At 67.2% G+C, this 14,730-nt stretch carries 14 protein-coding genes; 6 read left to right on the top strand and 8 right to left on the bottom strand.

Annotated features, from left to right (window positions below; translation table 11 throughout):
• Positions 1-23: 23 nt before the first annotated feature.
• Positions 24-959, top strand: a complete 936-nt coding sequence (locus ACNI3Q_RS06085) for a ribose-phosphate pyrophosphokinase (protein WP_260020851.1) — start codon at positions 24-26, stop codon at positions 957-959.
• Here the strand turns inward: ACNI3Q_RS06085 and nhaA are convergent.
• The gene (gene nhaA, locus ACNI3Q_RS06080; RefSeq protein ID WP_426274885.1) at positions 956-2,221 is read right to left on the bottom strand and encodes a Na+/H+ antiporter NhaA; all 1,266 of its coding nucleotides are present in this window, start codon (positions 2,219-2,221) and stop codon (positions 956-958) included. The two genes, ACNI3Q_RS06085 and nhaA, sit on opposite strands and share 4 nt — an antisense overlap.
• 75 nt (positions 2,222-2,296) lie before the next feature.
• Between nhaA and ACNI3Q_RS06075 the strand changes: the two genes are divergently transcribed.
• Entirely contained in the window at positions 2,297-3,775 is a 1,479-nt protein-coding gene (locus ACNI3Q_RS06075) for a DUF389 domain-containing protein (RefSeq protein WP_426274883.1), read from the top strand.
• Positions 3,776-3,778: 3 nt separating this feature from the next.
• Here ACNI3Q_RS06075 and ACNI3Q_RS06070 read toward each other — a convergent pair whose 3' ends face one another.
• A complete protein-coding gene (locus tag ACNI3Q_RS06070; RefSeq protein WP_426275631.1) occupies positions 3,779-5,356 on the bottom strand; it encodes a lysine--tRNA ligase in 1,578 nt (525 codons plus the stop codon).
• Between the two features lie 317 nt (positions 5,357-5,673).
• Here ACNI3Q_RS06070 and ACNI3Q_RS06065 point away from each other — a divergent pair, with 317 nt between their 5' ends.
• The 3 genes from ACNI3Q_RS06065 (at position 5,674) to ACNI3Q_RS06055 (ending at position 10,191) form a co-directional block, all read left to right on the top strand.
• Entirely contained in the window at positions 5,674-6,564 is an 891-nt protein-coding gene (locus ACNI3Q_RS06065; RefSeq protein ID WP_426274881.1) for a bestrophin family protein, read from the top strand.
• Positions 6,565-6,910: 346 nt separating this feature from the next.
• Positions 6,911-9,655 carry an ATP-dependent DNA helicase gene (locus ACNI3Q_RS06060; RefSeq protein ID WP_426274879.1) on the top strand — a complete coding sequence of 915 codons (2,745 nt, stop codon included), beginning with the start codon at positions 6,911-6,913 and terminating at the stop codon, positions 9,653-9,655.
• Entirely contained in the window at positions 9,652-10,191 is a 540-nt protein-coding gene (locus ACNI3Q_RS06055) for a SixA phosphatase family protein (RefSeq protein ID WP_426274877.1), read from the top strand. The genes ACNI3Q_RS06060 and ACNI3Q_RS06055 overlap by 4 nt, the downstream gene beginning before the upstream one ends.
• Before the next feature lie 27 nt (positions 10,192-10,218).
• On the opposite strand, the gene ACNI3Q_RS06050 is transcribed toward ACNI3Q_RS06055, so the two are convergent.
• From ACNI3Q_RS06050 to rpmF, 5 genes are all read right to left on the bottom strand, one after another.
• Positions 10,219-10,572 (bottom strand): MerR family transcriptional regulator, encoded by a 354-nt coding sequence (locus tag ACNI3Q_RS06050; protein ID WP_426274875.1) that lies wholly within the window; start codon positions 10,570-10,572, stop codon positions 10,219-10,221.
• A gap of 43 nt (positions 10,573-10,615) precedes the next feature.
• Entirely contained in the window at positions 10,616-10,915 is a 300-nt protein-coding gene (locus ACNI3Q_RS06045) for an integration host factor subunit alpha (protein WP_426274873.1), read from the bottom strand.
• Positions 10,916-11,067: 152 nt separating this feature from the next.
• A complete protein-coding gene (locus tag ACNI3Q_RS06040) occupies positions 11,068-12,027 on the bottom strand; it encodes a beta-ketoacyl-ACP synthase III (RefSeq protein WP_426274871.1) in 960 nt (319 codons plus the stop codon).
• A gap of 10 nt (positions 12,028-12,037) precedes the next feature.
• Positions 12,038-13,069: a phosphate acyltransferase PlsX gene (gene plsX / locus ACNI3Q_RS06035; protein WP_426274869.1), complete on the bottom strand. Its 1,032-nt coding sequence runs from the start codon at positions 13,067-13,069 to the stop codon at positions 12,038-12,040.
• Positions 13,070-13,100: 31 nt separating this feature from the next.
• A complete protein-coding gene (gene rpmF / locus ACNI3Q_RS06030; RefSeq protein WP_260020836.1) occupies positions 13,101-13,280 on the bottom strand; it encodes a 50S ribosomal protein L32 in 180 nt (59 codons plus the stop codon).
• Between the two features lie 224 nt (positions 13,281-13,504).
• On the opposite strand from rpmF, the gene ACNI3Q_RS06025 reads away from it, so the two are divergent.
• A complete protein-coding gene (locus ACNI3Q_RS06025) occupies positions 13,505-13,930 on the top strand; it encodes an MAPEG family protein (protein ID WP_426274867.1) in 426 nt (141 codons plus the stop codon).
• A 70-nt stretch (positions 13,931-14,000) separates the two neighbouring features.
• Here ACNI3Q_RS06025 and ACNI3Q_RS06020 read toward each other — a convergent pair whose 3' ends face one another.
• Positions 14,001-14,663 (bottom strand): MBL fold metallo-hydrolase, encoded by a 663-nt coding sequence (locus ACNI3Q_RS06020; RefSeq protein WP_426274865.1) that lies wholly within the window; start codon positions 14,661-14,663, stop codon positions 14,001-14,003.
• Positions 14,664-14,730 lie beyond the last annotated feature (67 nt).

The raw sequence follows: 14,730 nt of genomic DNA, 5'->3' as shown, positions 1-14,730 counted from the left end.
TCATCAACTGCGTGGGGCGCGACATGAAGCTGTTGGCGGGCAATTCCAATCTTCCGCTCGCGCGGGCCATCGCGCATTATCTCGAAATTCCGCTGACCCAGGCGAATGTGCGCCGGTTCGCCGATGAAGAGATCTTTGTCGAAATCCTGGAAAATGTGCGGGGCGAGGACGTGTTCGTCCTGCAATCCACCGCCTATCCGGCCAATGACAACCTGATGGAGATGCTGATCATGATCGATGCGCTGAAGCGCGCATCGGCCAAGCGCATCACCGCCGTCCTCCCCTATTTCGGCTATGCCCGCCAGGACCGCAAACCCGGCCCACGCACGCCGATTTCCGCGAAGCTGGTCGCCAACCTCATCACCACCGCCGGCGCCGACCGGGTGCTGTCAGTGGACTTGCACGCCGGTCAGATTCAGGGATTTTTCGACATTCCGACCGACAATCTGGTCGCCGCGCCGGTGATGTCGGCCGACATCCATACCCGGTTCGGGGACAAGAACCTGATGGTCGTATCGCCCGACGTCGGCGGCGTTGTGCGCGCCCGGTCGCTAGCCAAGCGGCTGGACAATGCCCCGCTGGCGATTGTCGACAAGCGCCGCGAGCGGGCAGGCGAATCGGAAGTGATGAACATCATCGGCGAGGTGGAAGGCCGGTTCTGCATCCTGATCGACGATATCGTCGATTCGGCAGGCACGCTGTGCAATGCCGCCGCCGCGCTGAAGGCGGCGGGGGCCGAAGGGGTCGTTGCCTATTGCACGCACGGCGTCCTGTCGGGCGGGGCGGTCGCGCGGGTCGAGGCATCGTCGCTGGAAGAGCTGGTGATCACCGATTCGATCGGCAATCACAGCATCATCGCCGATGCCAAGCATATCCGCCACCTGACCATCGCTCCGCTGCTGGCCGAGGCCATCCGGCGGATCGCGGAAGAAGCGAGCGTTTCCAGCCTGTTCGATTAATCCGCGCCGGCAGGCATCAAAGGCGCCGGTTCGTCCACCGCATTGTCCGGCCGGGCGGGCCGGACAGCGGCCTTGCCGCCTGCCGAGCGGATCAACAGATAGCCGCCAATCGCGGACAGGATCGACCCGGCCAGCACGCCGATCTTCACCTCGTTGACGAACAGCTCGTTGCCCGGAAATGCAAGGCCGCCGATGAACAGGCTCATGGTAAAGCCGATCCCGGCCAGCATCGCGACGCCATAGATCTGTTGCCAGCTCGCGCCGCCCGGCACTTCGGCAAAGCCGGTCCGGCAGCTGATCCAGATGCTGCCGAAAATCCCGAACTGCTTGCCCAGGAACAGGCCGAGCGCGATGGCGAGCGGCAGCGGCTCAAACAGGATTTCCGGCCCCAGTCCCATCAGCGGCACCCCGGCATTGGCAAAGCCGAACAGCGGCACGATCAGGAACGCGACCGGTTTGTGCAGCGCGTGTTCCAGCCGGTGCAGCGGCGAATCATGCGCATCGGGGGCGCCCGGCGTCGGCTTTACCGGGATCATCAAGGCGGTGAGCACGCCGGCAATGGTCGCATGAACGCCGGACAGAAAGACCAGATACCAGAGCAGTGCGCCCAGCAGCAGATAGGGCCAGAGCCGCTGAACATTCGACTTGTTGAGGAAATACATCCCACCAAGCACCAGCCCCGCCGCCGCCAGCGCCAGCGAGGACAGCCCGGCGGTATAGACAAAGGCGATGATCGCCACCGCACCCATATCGTCGACGATGGCAACGGTCGTCAGGAACAGCTTGAGCGAGGCAGGCGCATGGCGGCCGAGGATCGCCAGCACGCCGATGGCAAAGGCGATATCGGTGGCGGCAGGGATCGCCCAGCCATTGGTCAGCGCCGGATCAAAGCCGGTGACGAACAGATAGACCGCCGCGGGTGCCGCCATCCCCGCCGCGGCGGCGATGAAGGGGAGCCGCCGGTCCGACCAGCGGGCAAGCCGGCCATCGGTAAACTCCCGCTTGATCTCCAGCCCGACCAGCAGGAAGAAGATCGCCATCAGCGCATCGTTGATCCACAGATGAACGGTCATCGACCCGTATTTGGGCGACAGGACAGGGCCGGTATCGAGGTGCAGGAAATGCTGATACCCCTCTGCCGTTGCGGGCAGGTTGGCGGCAAGCATGGCCAGCACGGCAGCAACGATCAGGACAATGCCGCCTGTCGCCTCGCTCTTGAGGAACTGCCGCAGGGCTGATGGAGCCCGGGAGCCGGTAGCCATTGAGATCTCCTGTTGCCGCCCCGACCCACCTCCTAACTGCTGGTCATCGGCCCGCAAACCCCCTATCCGGCAGCCATGGCGAGTTCCTATGAGGGCCATCGAGCCAACCCATTGATCCAATGGTGGCGACAGCACGCCGTCGTGAATGTCGATCATGTCGATGTCGTGGAACGTGTGCGGGACGAGGCCGGCTGGTCAGGCCGCTATGCGTTCATGATCCTGATGTCCGCCGGCATTGCGGTGCTGGGACTTTTGCTGTCTTCGCCGGCGGTGGTGATCGGTGCGATGCTGATCTCGCCGCTGATGGGACCGATCATCGGGCTGGGTTTTGGTCTGGCGACCTTCGATACCAAGGAAATCCGGGATTCTGCCACCGCACTGGCGCTCGGCGTGGTGCTGGCGGTGGCATTCACCGCGGCAATCGTCCTGTTGTCGCCCTTGCAGAATGTGACGGAGGAGATTGCAGCACGCACCCGGCCGACGCTGTACGACCTGCTTATCGCGCTGTTTTCGGCGCTGGCGGGTGCCTATGCAATGGTCCGGGGCCGGGCCGGGACCATTGTTGGCGTTGCCATTGCGACGGCATTGATGCCGCCGCTGGCCGTCGTGGGGTTCGGCCTGGCCACAGCCAACTGGACGGTGTTCGGCGGTGCGCTGCTGCTGTTTTTCACCAACTTGATGACGATCGCGCTGGCGGCAGCGATTGTGGCGCGGCTGTACGGGTTCGGGGCGCATCTGTCGCCGCAGCACACGCTGGTGCAGACCGTCCTGCTGTTGACGGTGTTCGCTGCGCTGGCGGTCCCGCTGGGGCTGACCTTGCGGCAGATTGCATGGGAGGCATCCGCATCGCGGCAGGTTCGGGAGGTGGTGGCGAGCCAGTTTCCGAACGATGCGCGGATCAGCCAGATCGAGGTCAATTATGCCGGTGAGACGGTACGGGTCACGGCCACGATGCTGACCCCGGAGTTGCGGGGGCGGGCGGAGCCGACAGCGGCGGCGACGCTGACGCGGCTGTTGAATCGTCCGGTGGCCGTGGTGCTGGAGCAGGTTCAGGTTGCGGGCGGCGATGCGGAGGCAGCGCAGCTGGCGGCGGCGAGTGCTACGGCGCGCAACCGCGAAGAGACGATTTCAGCGATGACCGACCGGCTGGCGCTGGTCGCGGGGGTCGAGCGGGGCGCGGTGCTGATCGACCGGGAGGCGCGGCGGGCGATGGTGCGGGCGGTGGTGCTGCCGGGCGCCAGCCTGGCGACCTATCGCGGGCTGGAACAGCGGATCGCCGGCACCGCCGAGGGGTGGCGGGTCGAGCTGGTGCCGCCGGCGCTTGCCCTGCCCGACATCCCCTATCGCGAGGACGAGCCGGATGCCGCGGCGCTGGCACTGGCAGTATGGGCGGGCCAGCGGGTCGCCGCGCCCATCGGCGTTTCCGGCCCGGCCCAGCGGGCAGAGGCGGTGGTCGCCCGACTGACATCGGCCGGGGTCCAGGCCCGGGTGACGGGGCGCGCCGCAACCGGCGATGCCGTCACCCTGGGCTGGCTGGCACCCGACAGCGAATAGCCGTTAGGCCTTTGCCAGCGCCTCCGCGATCAGGGTGCGGCTGTTGTCGATACCGTAGAGCGCGATGAAGCTGCCCATGCGGGGCCCCTGGCTGGAGCCGAGCAGGGTTTCATACAGCGCCTTGAACCAGTCGCGCAGGTTTTCGAAGCCGCCGGTCTTGCCGATTTCATAGACCTCGTTCTGGATATCCTCTGCACTGGCATCGGCGGGCAGCGCGGCGAGCACCGCATCGAGCCGGCGGAGGGCGTCCACCTCCACCCCCTCTGGCGCGCGGTGGACCAGGGTGGGGGCAACGAAGTCGCGGTTATAGGCCAGCGCCTTGCCGATCAGTTCATCCAGCGCCGGGTGGCTTTCCGGCGTGGCATCGGCGACGTAATTGCCAAGATAGCCCCAGACCTGTTCCCGCGTCGCGCCAGCGCCCATCACGCCGACCAGATTGAGGATCAGGCCGAAGGTGACGGGCAGCGCCGCGACCGGCGGCGGGCCGTTATGGATGTGATGCACCGGATTGCCGAGCCGTTGTTCGACCGGCTGGCCGTCATAATTGCCCGCAAACTGCCAGTAATCGTCCACCGCGCGGGGGATGACGCCCATGTGCAGCGCCTTGGCCTTTTTCGGCTCGCGGTAGATGTAGAAGGCCAGGCTTTCGTCCGAACCATAGGTCAGCCATTGTTCGAGGCTTAACCCATTGCCCTTGGACTTGGAGATTTTCTCCCCCTTTTCATCCAGGAACATCTCGTAATTGAAGCCTTCGGGCGGGCGGGCGCCAAGGACGCGGACGATCTTGGACGACTGGGTGACCGAATCGATCAGATCTTTGCCCGCCATTTCATAGTCCACGCCCAGCGCGACCCAGCGCATCGCCCAATCGACCTTCCATTGCAGTTTCGCACCGCCGGACAGGATGGATTGTTCGATGACGTCCCCGTCGTCGGTAAAGCGGACGATCCCCGCCTCTGCATCCACGACCTCAACCGGCACCTGCAGCACCACGCCCGATTTGGGGCTGATCGGCAGGACGGGGGAATAGGTCGCCTGACGTTCGGCGCGCAGCGTCGGCAGCATCACGCCCATGATCGCGTCATACTGGCGCAGCACCTGGCGCAGCGCATCGTCGAACCGGCCGGAGGTGTAGTAATCGGTCGAAGAGGCGAACTCGTAATCAAAGCCGAATCGGTCGAGAAATTCGCGCAGCATCGCATTGTTGTGATGGGCGAAGCTTTCGTACTTTTCGAACGGGTCCGGCACTTTCGTCAGCGGATGGCCGATATAGCTCCTCAGCATCTCCTGATTGGGCACATTGTCCGGCACCTTGCGCAGGCCGTCCATGTCGTCGCTGAACGCGATCAGGCGCGTCGGCTGATCCGACAGGGTTTCAAAGGCGCGGCGGACCATGGTGGTGCGCAGCACTTCGTTGAACGTGCCGATATGCGGCAGCCCCGACGGACCATAGCCGGTTTCGAACAGCACCGGCGCGCCCTTTTCCGCCGGATAGCGTTTCAGAAGCTTGCGCGCCTCTTCATAGGGCCATGCCTTTGAAACGAGCGCGGCGTCGCGCAGTGCCTGATCGATGCTGGTCATCATGGCTGAGCCTTTGCCGCGTTGCGGCGCGAATCGCAAACCGCATCGCCCGGCCGCCCCCGCCCATGGCCGTTTGGTTGACAGTTTTGACACAAAAAGTGGGTTTTCCCGGCGGAAGCGGCCGCGACGCGACAGGGAAGCGACAGCCGGGCGACACGCGCGGTGGGCGTCATGGGTGTGCCGCAGGAGGGAAAGAGACATGGGCGTGGCATGGCGGCGAGCATGGCGATCCTGTGCCGTGTAGGACAGGCGCAAAGGAACCTATGTCAAGATCACGGATTGTTGCGCGGCGCCAATGACCGACGGACCCAGCGACCATGATCATTTCCAGCACCCCGCGCTTCAGCCGTATCGTGCGCGATGTGTGGAAACCGCTGACCGTGCTGGCGGTGTGGGACATCATCGTCACCGTCAGCTATTTCGTGCTGCCGTTCCGCGCGCCCGAACTGCCGCTGACCATTTTCGGCACCGTGCTGGGCCTGTTCATCGGGTTTCGCGACAATTCCGCCTATCAGCGATGGTGGGAGGGGCGCATCCTGTGGGGGGCAATGATCAACGCATCGCGCAGCCTGTCGCGCAGTGTCATCGCGTTCCTGCCCGACGAGCCGGAGGCGGCGCGCGAGATGAAGCGGTCGATCATCCTGCGCCACATCGCCTATGTCCACGCGCTGCGCGGGCAATTGCGCCGGTTGCCCGACAATCCCGATATCGACCGCATCCTGGGGCCGGAGGAAGCGGCCGAGGCGCGGTCCTTTGCCAACCCCGCCAACGCGCTGTTGACCGGCAATGGCCGCCGGATCGAGGAGGCACGCCGCAACGGATGGATCGACACCATCCAGCAGACGCAGATCGAGCGGGTCATGGTCGATATTTCCAACGCGCAAGGCGGGATGGAGCGGATCAAGAACACACCGCTGCCGATGCAGTACCGGTTTTTCCCGGCGTTTTTCACGCGCCTGTTCTGTGTCCTGTTGCCTATCGGCCTGGTCGAGACGCTGGGCTGGGCAACGCCGGTCGGATCGACGCTGGCGGGCCTGATGTTCCTGGCCGCGCTGCGCATCGGCGACGACCTGACCGACCCGTTCAGCAATACCGAACATGACGTGCCGATGACCGCGATGTGCGGAACGATCGAAATTGACCTGAAGCAATCCATCGGTGACGAGGCCCCGCCCCCGGTCACGCCGGTGAAGAATGTGCTGTGGTGAGTGGTTCGCTCCTGGCGGCATGACCTGCCGGGGGAAGCGGGGGGGATAAGGCGGGCGAGGGATCGCTTTCTCAACCTCACTCGTCCTGAGCCTGTCGAAGGACGGGTTCCCGTCGCACGGGCGGGGCAGCATCCTTCGACAGGCTCAGGATGAGCGGGTGGGGATGAGCGGGCGGGATGAGCGGGGGCGGGCGGACGACGCGCCGGACGCCGGCTCAAGGCCGGGGTGACGGGGCAGCAACGCTGCCGCGCATATCAGGGGCGTCACCCCGGCCATGCGTTGCAAACCCGCCTGATCCCGGGGCTTTTTTGTTGCCAATCTGTTCCCGTCGCCGCACAAGCGGGGGGTGACCATCGCCCTGCCCCACCCCGCCCTGCACGCCAGCCATTCCGGCGCGTGGATCAGCGACGGCGACGGTACGCGCGCGGTGGGGCGGGGCGAGGCGATCCGGCTGGCCGCCGATACCCCGGTGCTGATGCTGAACGCGCCGCTGGTCGCTGCGCGGCTGGGCTATGCCGATCTGTCCGGGCTGGACGTGCTGGAGCTGTTCGCATTCCTGCACCCGGCCCGGTTTCTCGTGCCGACCCCGGCGGGGCTGGCGCGGGCGGTCGGCCTGACCGTCCCCGAACAGGATGCGGACATTGCCGCGATGCTGCGTCAGGCGGCGGCGGCGATGATCGAGCGGATCGGCGCCGAATGGCCGGAGCGGGAGGGGGCGTGGCACGCGCTGGAATCGCTGGCCCGTGCGCGCTGGCCCTGGGCCCCGGTGCTGGCCCCCCATGTCCGAAAGCCGAAAACGGCCGAACGTTGGCTGTTCAGCCGCCTGCCCGAATGGGAGGAAGGGCCGCCCCGCCCCGCCCCGCGCACCATCGCCATCGAACCGGAAGAGGCGGTCGCCCGGCTGCGCCAGCTGACCGGCGCGGGCGCCGAACAGCGCGAGGGGCAGCGCGCCTATGCCGCCGCAGCCGCCCGCGCCTTTGCCCCGCGCGACCGGCGCGATGCGCCCAACATGGTGCTGGCCGAGGCGGGAACGGGTATCGGCAAGACGCTGGGCTATCTGGCCCCGTCCGCCCTGTGGGCCGAACGGGCGGGCGGCGCGGTGTGGATTTCGACCTTTACCAAGGCGTTGCAGCGGCAATTATCGGCAGAGGGCGAGCGGTTGTTCCCCGACCCCGCGATCCGACGGCAGCGGATCGTGACGCGCAAGGGGCGGGAAAATTACCTGTGCCTGCTGAACCTTGAGGACGCATTGCAGGGCGGGTTTGCCGGGCGGGCGGCGATCCTGGCGCAGCTGGTGGCGCGATGGGCCGCCTATACCGCCGATGGCGACATGGTGGGCGGCGACCTGCCCGGATGGTTGCCCACCTTGTTCCGGCGCAACGGGGCGACCGCGCTGACCGACCGGCGGGGCGAGTGCATTTATGCCGGGTGCCCGCATTACCGGAAATGCTTCATCGAACGCGCCGCCCGCGATTCGGCCCATGCCGATCTGGTCATCGCCAATCACGCGCTGGTGATGGTCAATGCCGCGCGGGGGCGAGAGGCGACGAGCCGTCCGACCCGATATGTGTTCGATGAGGGCCATCACCTGTTCGATGCCGCCGACGCGATGTTTTCCGCCGCGCTGACCGGGCAGGAGGCCATCGAGCTGCGCCGGTGGGTGATGGGGCCGGAGGGGACCAGCCGGGGGCGGCGCCGGGGGCTGGCCGCGCGATTGTCCGATGTCGCCAGTTACGATGCGGAGGGCGCGCGCGCGATTGCCGATGCGGTGCAGGCGGCACAATCGCTGCCCGGCGATGGATGGTTGCAGCGATTGAACGAAGGCGAGCCGTTCGGCCCGGTCGAGCGGCTGCTCGCCGAGGTGCGCGGCCTGGTCTATGCCCGCGCCGAAAAGAATGTGGAGGCTGGATATGGCCTGGAAACCGACCTGGCCGAGCCGTCGCCCGCGCTGATCGAGGCGGCAGGCCCGGCGGCCGATGCGCTGGAGGCGCTGATGCGGCCGCTGATGGTGCTGGGCCGGCGGCTGGAGGCGCTGATCGAGGAGGGGCCGGACTGGCTGGACGGGCCGGCACGGGCGCGGATCGAGGGGGCGGTCGCCTCGCTCGGCTGGCGCGTGGACCTGGTCCGTGCCTGGGCCGCGCTGAACGCCCGGATCGGCGGGCCGGCGGATCCGCAGTTCGTCGACTGGCTGGCGGTCGACCGGATCGACGGGCGCGAGGTGGATGTCGGGCTGCACCGGCACTGGCTGGACCCGACGGTGCCGCTGGCCAAAACGGTGCTGGAACCGGCGCATGGCGTGCTGGTCACCTCCGCCACGCTGCGCGCGGGCGGCGACTGGCCGGTGGCGGAGGCGCGGAGCGGCGCGGTTCACCTGCCCCGCGCGGCCGAGCGGTTCGAGGCGGCAAGCCCGTTCGATTATGCGCGCCAGGCCGAGGTGATGATCGTCACCGACGTGCCAAAGGGCGATATGGCGGCGCTGGCCAATGCGTATGGCAAGCTGATCCTGGCATCGGGGGGCGGCGCGCTGGGCCTGTTCACCGCGATCCGGCGGCTGCGCGCGGTTCATGCGCGGATTGCCGACCGGCTGGCGCGCGAGGGGCTGCCCCTGCTGGCGCAGCATATCGACCCCATCGATACCGGCACGCTGGTCGATATTTTCCGCGACGATCCGCACGCCAGCCTGATCGGGACCGATGCGTTGCGCGACGGGGTGGACGTGGCCGGCCATTCGCTGCGGCTGGTGGTGATGGAGGGGGTGCCCTGGCCGCGGCCCGGGGTGCTGCACGCCGCGCGCAGGCTGGCCGGCGGGGGCAGCGCCTATGACGACCGGATCGTTCGCGCGCGGCTGGCCCAGGCGTTCGGGCGGATGATCCGGCGGGCGGACGACCGGGGGCTGTTCGTGCTGCTGTCTGCGGCGATGCCGTCGCGCCTGCTCAGCGCCTTTCCCCAGGGGACGCCGGTGCGCCGGGTGACGCTGGATGAGGCGGTGGCTGCGGCGAGGCGGCTTTCCTTTACGGAACGGCTGGGGCATGAGGCGGACGAGGCGGCGACCGTGGATCGCCGCGAGGATGCCCGGCCGGAGCCCGAATGAAGACGCTGATCCTGCTGCGCCATGCCAAGTCCGGCTGGGACGATCCCGTCGCACGGGATTTCGACCGGCCGCTCAATGCCAAGGGGATGCGCGCGGCAGAGGCGATGGGCCGGCATGCGCGCGCCATCGGCCTGACCTTCGACCGGATCGTCGCGTCACCGGCCAGACGGGTCGAGGAGACGCTGGCCCATTTCGGCGAGGGTTACGGGACGGCGCTGAACCCCGAATGGGATCGGCGGGCCTATCTCGCCTCGCCCGGCACGCTGCTCGACCTGGTGCGCGAACAGCCGGAAACGGCGGACCGGGTGCTGATCGCGGGCCATAATCCGGGGCTGGAGGAACTGGTGCTCGACCTGGTGCCGGAGGGGGCGGACGAGCGGCTGCGCGCGCTGGTCGAACAGAAATATCCGACCGCGGCGATCGCGGTGATGACGCTGGGCGAGACATGGGCCGAGGTGGCGAGCGGCGCCGCCCGGCTGGCGCGGTTCATCCGGCCGCGCGATGTGGACCCCAGCCTGGGGCCGGACCGGGACTGAACGGCAGCGGTGCTGCGTGCGTGCGGCTCAATCCCGGGCGAGCAGCGCGGCAAGGCGGTTGCGAAGCGCGGTCAGGTCGGACAGCGTGGCCCCGGCCGGTGCGGCAGGCAGCGGTGGCGGGGCAGGCACGGCCGGGCGACCCTCTGTCGCCAGCAGCTGCTGCACCCCGCGGATCGTATATCCCTCCCGCTCCAGCAGGTGATGGATGCGCCGGGCGAGCGCCACATCCTCTGGCCGGTAATAGCGGCGCTGGCCGGCACGCTGGACCGGGCGAAGCTGGCTGAACCGGCTTTCCCAGAAGCGCAGGCGGTGTTGCGGCACCCCCAGATCAGCCGCCAGTTCGCCGATGGTGCGAAAGGCCGTGTCCGATTTCGTCCCCATCGGCAGGGTCAGCAGGCCGGAAGGGCGACGGTCACCGCGGCCCTTATTCCGCGCTGGCCAGCGTATCGCGCATCATCTGGCTGGGCCGGAAGGTAAGCACGCGGCGCGGGGCGATGGGCACTTCGACCCCCGTCTTGGGATTGCGGCCGATGCGTTCGCCCTTGTCCCGCAGGATGAAGCTGCCAAAGCCGGAAATCTTTACATTTTCGCCCTGCGCCAGGGCATCGCACATGTGCGACAGAATCTGTTCGACCAGTTTGCCCGAATCCGCGCGGGACAGGCCGACCTCCTGATGCACCGCCTCTGCGATGTCGGCGCGCGTGAGCGTCCCCCCAGAATTCATGTCATATTCCTTGATGACGATATGTCTTGATTACGCGACTTGGAGACGTCGTAACATATTGGGATGGGAACACAAAGCGCAGCCATGACGGGACCGTATCGACCGCCCGGGCCTGGCGAAAATCCGTGCCGGAACGGGACACCACCACCGGATCAGTAGCGGACGACCGCCGCGCCCCAGGTAAAGCCGCCGCCCATCGCCTCCAGCACCAGAAGGTCGCCGCGCTTGATCCGCCCGTCGCGCACAGCGGTGTCCAGCGCCAGCGGAACCGAGGCGGCAGAGGTGTTGGCATGGCGATCGACGGTGACGATCACCTTTTCCGGGGCCAGGTCGAGCTTGCGCGCGGTGGCATCGAGGATGCGGGCATTCGCCTGATGCGGGACGACCCAGTCGACATCGGCGGCGGTCAGGCCGGCGGCGGTCAGCGCCTCGCCCATCACGGTCGCCAGATTGACGACGGCGTGGCGGAACACCTCCCGCCCCTTCATCCGCACATGGCCGACCGTCTGCGTCGTCGAGGGGCCGCCATCGACATAGAGCAGGCCGTTGTGACGGCCATCGGCGTGCAGGCGGGTGGAAAGGATGCCGTTTTCCGGGCCAGCCTGTCCTTCCAGCACGATCGCGCCGGCACCGTCGCCGAACAGCACACAGGTTGCGCGATCCTCCCAGTCGAGGATGCGGCTGAAGGTTTCGGCACCGATGACCAGTGCGCGGTTGGCCGCGCCCGCCCGGATCATGCTGTCGGCGACCTGCACCGCATAGAGAAAGCCGGAGCAGACGGCGGCGACATCGAACGCCACGCAGTCGGGAATGCCCAACGCGGCCTGAACCAGCGTGGCGGTGGCCGGAAACGTCTGATCCGGGGTGGCGGTGGCCAGCACGATCAGGTCGATCGCAGCGGCATCGATTCCCGCCGCGGCAAGCGCGGCGCGGGCGGCATCGGTGGCCAGGGTCGAGGTCGTCTCCCCCTGCCCCGCGATATGGCGGAAGCGGATGCCGGTGCGTTCGACGATCCATTCGTCGCTGGTGTCGACGGTTTCGGACAGTTCGGCATTGGACACGCGCCGCGCGGGAAGCGCGGAGCCGGTGCCCAGGATCACGGAGCGGCGCATGTCCATCCGATCAGGCCGCGCGCGCTTCGAAATTGCCGAGATCCTCGGCAATCCGGCGGGCCAGATCGTCGCGCACCATCTTGGCAGCGACAGCGATGGCATTGGCCACGCCCGCTTCGTTCGCGCCGCCATGGCTTTTCACGACCAGGCCATTGAGGCCGAGGAAAACCGCGCCATTATGGTTGTTGGGGTCGAGATGATGGCGCAGCAGCTCGGTCGCGGGGCGCGAGATGAGGAACCCGATCTTTGACCGGGTGGAGGAGCGGAAGGCGCGTTTCAAGAGGTCGGCGACGAACCGGGCCGTGCCCTCTGCCGTCTTGAGCGCGATGTTGCCGGTAAAGCCGTCACAGACGATCACGTCCACCTCGCCCCGCGACAGCCGGTCCCCCTCGATATAGCCGCAAAAGTCGAGCGGCAGATGGGGGGCGGCGCGCAGCGCGGCGGCGGCTTCGCGGACCACGTCATTGCCCTTCAGCTCTTCGGTGCCGATGTTGAGCAGCGCGACGCGCGGGCAGGACAGATCGAGCGCGGTGCGGGCATAGGCCGCGCCCATCACCGCGAACTGAACCAGGTTGCGCGCATCCGATTCGGCATTGGCGCCCAGGTCGAGCATCACGGTGTCGGTTTCGCCCAGGCTGGGCAGCAGGGCGGCAAGCGCAGGCCGTTCGATCCCCGGCATGGTGCGCAGTGCCAGTTTCGCCATGGCCATCAGCGCGCCGGTATTGCCCGACGAGATGGCGGCGCCGGCCCGGCCCTGTTTCACCAGATCGATGGCAATGCCCATCGAGCTGGTCTTGGCACGGCGAATCGCCTGGCTCGGCTTGTCATGCCCGCCGATCACAACGGGCGCATGCACGATTTCGGATGCCGCGGACAGGGTGGGATGATCGGCGAGGCCGGCGCGAATCGCAGCCTCGTCGCCGACCAGGAAGAAGCGCAGGTCCTGCGCCCTGCTGCGTGCAGCGGCGACGCCGGCCAGCATGACTTCAAGGCCCTTGTCACCGCCCATCGCATCGATGGCGAGCCAGGAGCCGTGCGTCATCGTTCAGAAAACCCCGTTGACCGGACGGACGTCAGCCTTCGACCGACACCACTTCACGGCCGTTATAATGCCCGCAGGCATTGCACAGATTGTGCGGGCGCTTCAACTCGCCACAGTTCGGGCATTCCTGGAACGCCTCGACAGTCAGGGCGTCATGCGCGCGGCGCATGCCCCGGCGGGAGGGCGAAGTCTTTCTCTTGGGAACGGCCATCTCGGCACCTTCTATTCGGAACAGCAGCTTGGATTCAGGCCGCGATACGCCCAACCCATGAACCGGGCAAGCCGCGCGCCGAACGCGCCACATGCCCGACCGGCGGACAGGCAGGTCGCGAAACGAGCGTGGGCCTATAGCGATTTTCGCCGTGGTTGCAAGCGCGCCGCCGATATGGAAGGGCTGGCAACGACCGATAACCGGTTTTTCGGGGGACGTATCCAATGACGATTGCCCTGCCAGTGGCGCTGACCACGGCCGCCGCCTGTGCGCTGATCAATTTCTGGCTGGCGACACGCATCCTGAAGATTCGCATGAAGCAGGGGATCGCGCATGGCGATGGCGGCGATTCGCGGATGGCGGCGCGGATGCGGGCCCATGCCAATTTTGCCGAATATACGCCGATCGTGCTGATCCTGATCGCGCTGATCGAACTGGCGGTGGGGACCAGCCTGTGGCTGTGGCTGGCGGGCGGCGCCTATGTCGTTGCCCGCATCCTGCACCCCATTGGCATGGACGGATGGATGCCCGGGCGACAGGCGGGCACCATCGGCACCTTTACCGCCATGCTGCTGCTGGCCGTCGCTGCGCTGGCCGTGCCGTGGCTGACCACCGCCGAGTCGCGGACCGTGGAGATCGTGGCCCGATAAGGCCGGGTGGCATCCTTCGACAGGCTCCGAATCAGCGATGTCGGGGATGGGGCAGGACGATGCGCTGCCCCTAGCGCCCGGCCAGCACCGAATCGGCGACGATCGGGTTGGTGCGCCGTTCATGGCCGAAACTGCTGGTCGGGCCATGGCCGGGCACGAAATGCGTCTGATCCCCCAGCGGCCAGAGCCGGCCGGTGATCGACGCGATCAGATCGTCGAAATTGCCCAGCGGGAAATCCCAGCGGCCGACCGACCCCTGAAACAGCACGTCGCCGACCACCGCGAAATCCGATGGCGCGTGGTGGAACACCACATGGCCGGGCGTGTGGCCGGGACAGTGATAGACATCGAGCGCCAGGTCGCCGACCGTCACCTGATCCCCGTTCACCAGCCAGCGGTCCGGTTCGAACGATTCGCCGCGCACGCCATAGCCGGGGCCGTCATCCTTCAGCCGGGCAATCCAGAACCGGTCCGCCTCATGCGGGCCCTCGATCGGCACGCCCAGCTGCTTCGCCAGCGTCCCCGCCTCTCCGCAATGGTCGATATGGCCATGGGTGATCAGGATCTTTTCGATGGTCACGCCCAGACGATCGGCAATGGCGGTCAGCTTTTCGATTTCCGCGCCGGGATCGGTGAACGCACCGCGCATGGTGCGGGTGCACCACAGGATCGTGGCATTCTGTTGCAGCGGAGAGACGGGCACGATCTGGACGCGCATCGGGGGCTGGGTCATGGGCAAAGACGTAAGGCCTTGCGCGGCGGCGGACAACCGGGGCTTGCCCTTCGCAGCGCAGGGGGCC

This window comes from Sphingomonas eleionomae (genome assembly GCF_049889035.1).
Lineage (GTDB): Bacteria > Pseudomonadota > Alphaproteobacteria > Sphingomonadales > Sphingomonadaceae > Sphingomonas.
The sequence above is the reverse complement of the archived record's forward strand: the minus strand, read 5'-3'. Positions and strand labels throughout refer to the sequence as shown.

Excerpts from the sequence above, each read along its gene's own strand:
- ACNI3Q_RS06085 (WP_260020851.1), top strand. The coding sequence starts at position 24 with ATGAAGCTGTTGGCGGGCAATTCCAATCTTCCGCTCGCGCGGGCCATC.
- nhaA (WP_426274885.1), bottom strand. The coding sequence starts at position 2,221 with ATGGCTACCGGCTCCCGGGCTCCATCAGCCCTGCGGCAGTTCCTCAAG.
- ACNI3Q_RS06075 (WP_426274883.1), top strand. The coding sequence starts at position 2,297 with ATGGCGAGTTCCTATGAGGGCCATCGAGCCAACCCATTGATCCAATGG.
- ACNI3Q_RS06070 (WP_426275631.1), bottom strand. The coding sequence starts at position 5,356 with ATGACCAGCATCGATCAGGCACTGCGCGACGCCGCGCTCGTTTCAAAG.
- ACNI3Q_RS06065 (WP_426274881.1), top strand. The coding sequence starts at position 5,674 with ATGATCATTTCCAGCACCCCGCGCTTCAGCCGTATCGTGCGCGATGTG.
- ACNI3Q_RS06055 (WP_426274877.1), top strand. The coding sequence starts at position 9,652 with ATGAAGACGCTGATCCTGCTGCGCCATGCCAAGTCCGGCTGGGACGAT.
- ACNI3Q_RS06050 (WP_426274875.1), bottom strand. The coding sequence starts at position 10,572 with ATGGGGACGAAATCGGACACGGCCTTTCGCACCATCGGCGAACTGGCG.
- ACNI3Q_RS06045 (WP_426274873.1), bottom strand. The coding sequence starts at position 10,915 with ATGAATTCTGGGGGGACGCTCACGCGCGCCGACATCGCAGAGGCGGTG.
- ACNI3Q_RS06040 (WP_426274871.1), bottom strand. The coding sequence starts at position 12,027 with ATGCGCCGCTCCGTGATCCTGGGCACCGGCTCCGCGCTTCCCGCGCGG.
- plsX (WP_426274869.1), bottom strand. The coding sequence starts at position 13,069 with ATGACGCACGGCTCCTGGCTCGCCATCGATGCGATGGGCGGTGACAAG.
- rpmF (WP_260020836.1), bottom strand. The coding sequence starts at position 13,280 with ATGGCCGTTCCCAAGAGAAAGACTTCGCCCTCCCGCCGGGGCATGCGC.
- ACNI3Q_RS06025 (WP_426274867.1), top strand. The coding sequence starts at position 13,505 with ATGACGATTGCCCTGCCAGTGGCGCTGACCACGGCCGCCGCCTGTGCG.
- ACNI3Q_RS06020 (WP_426274865.1), bottom strand. The coding sequence starts at position 14,663 with ATGACCCAGCCCCCGATGCGCGTCCAGATCGTGCCCGTCTCTCCGCTG.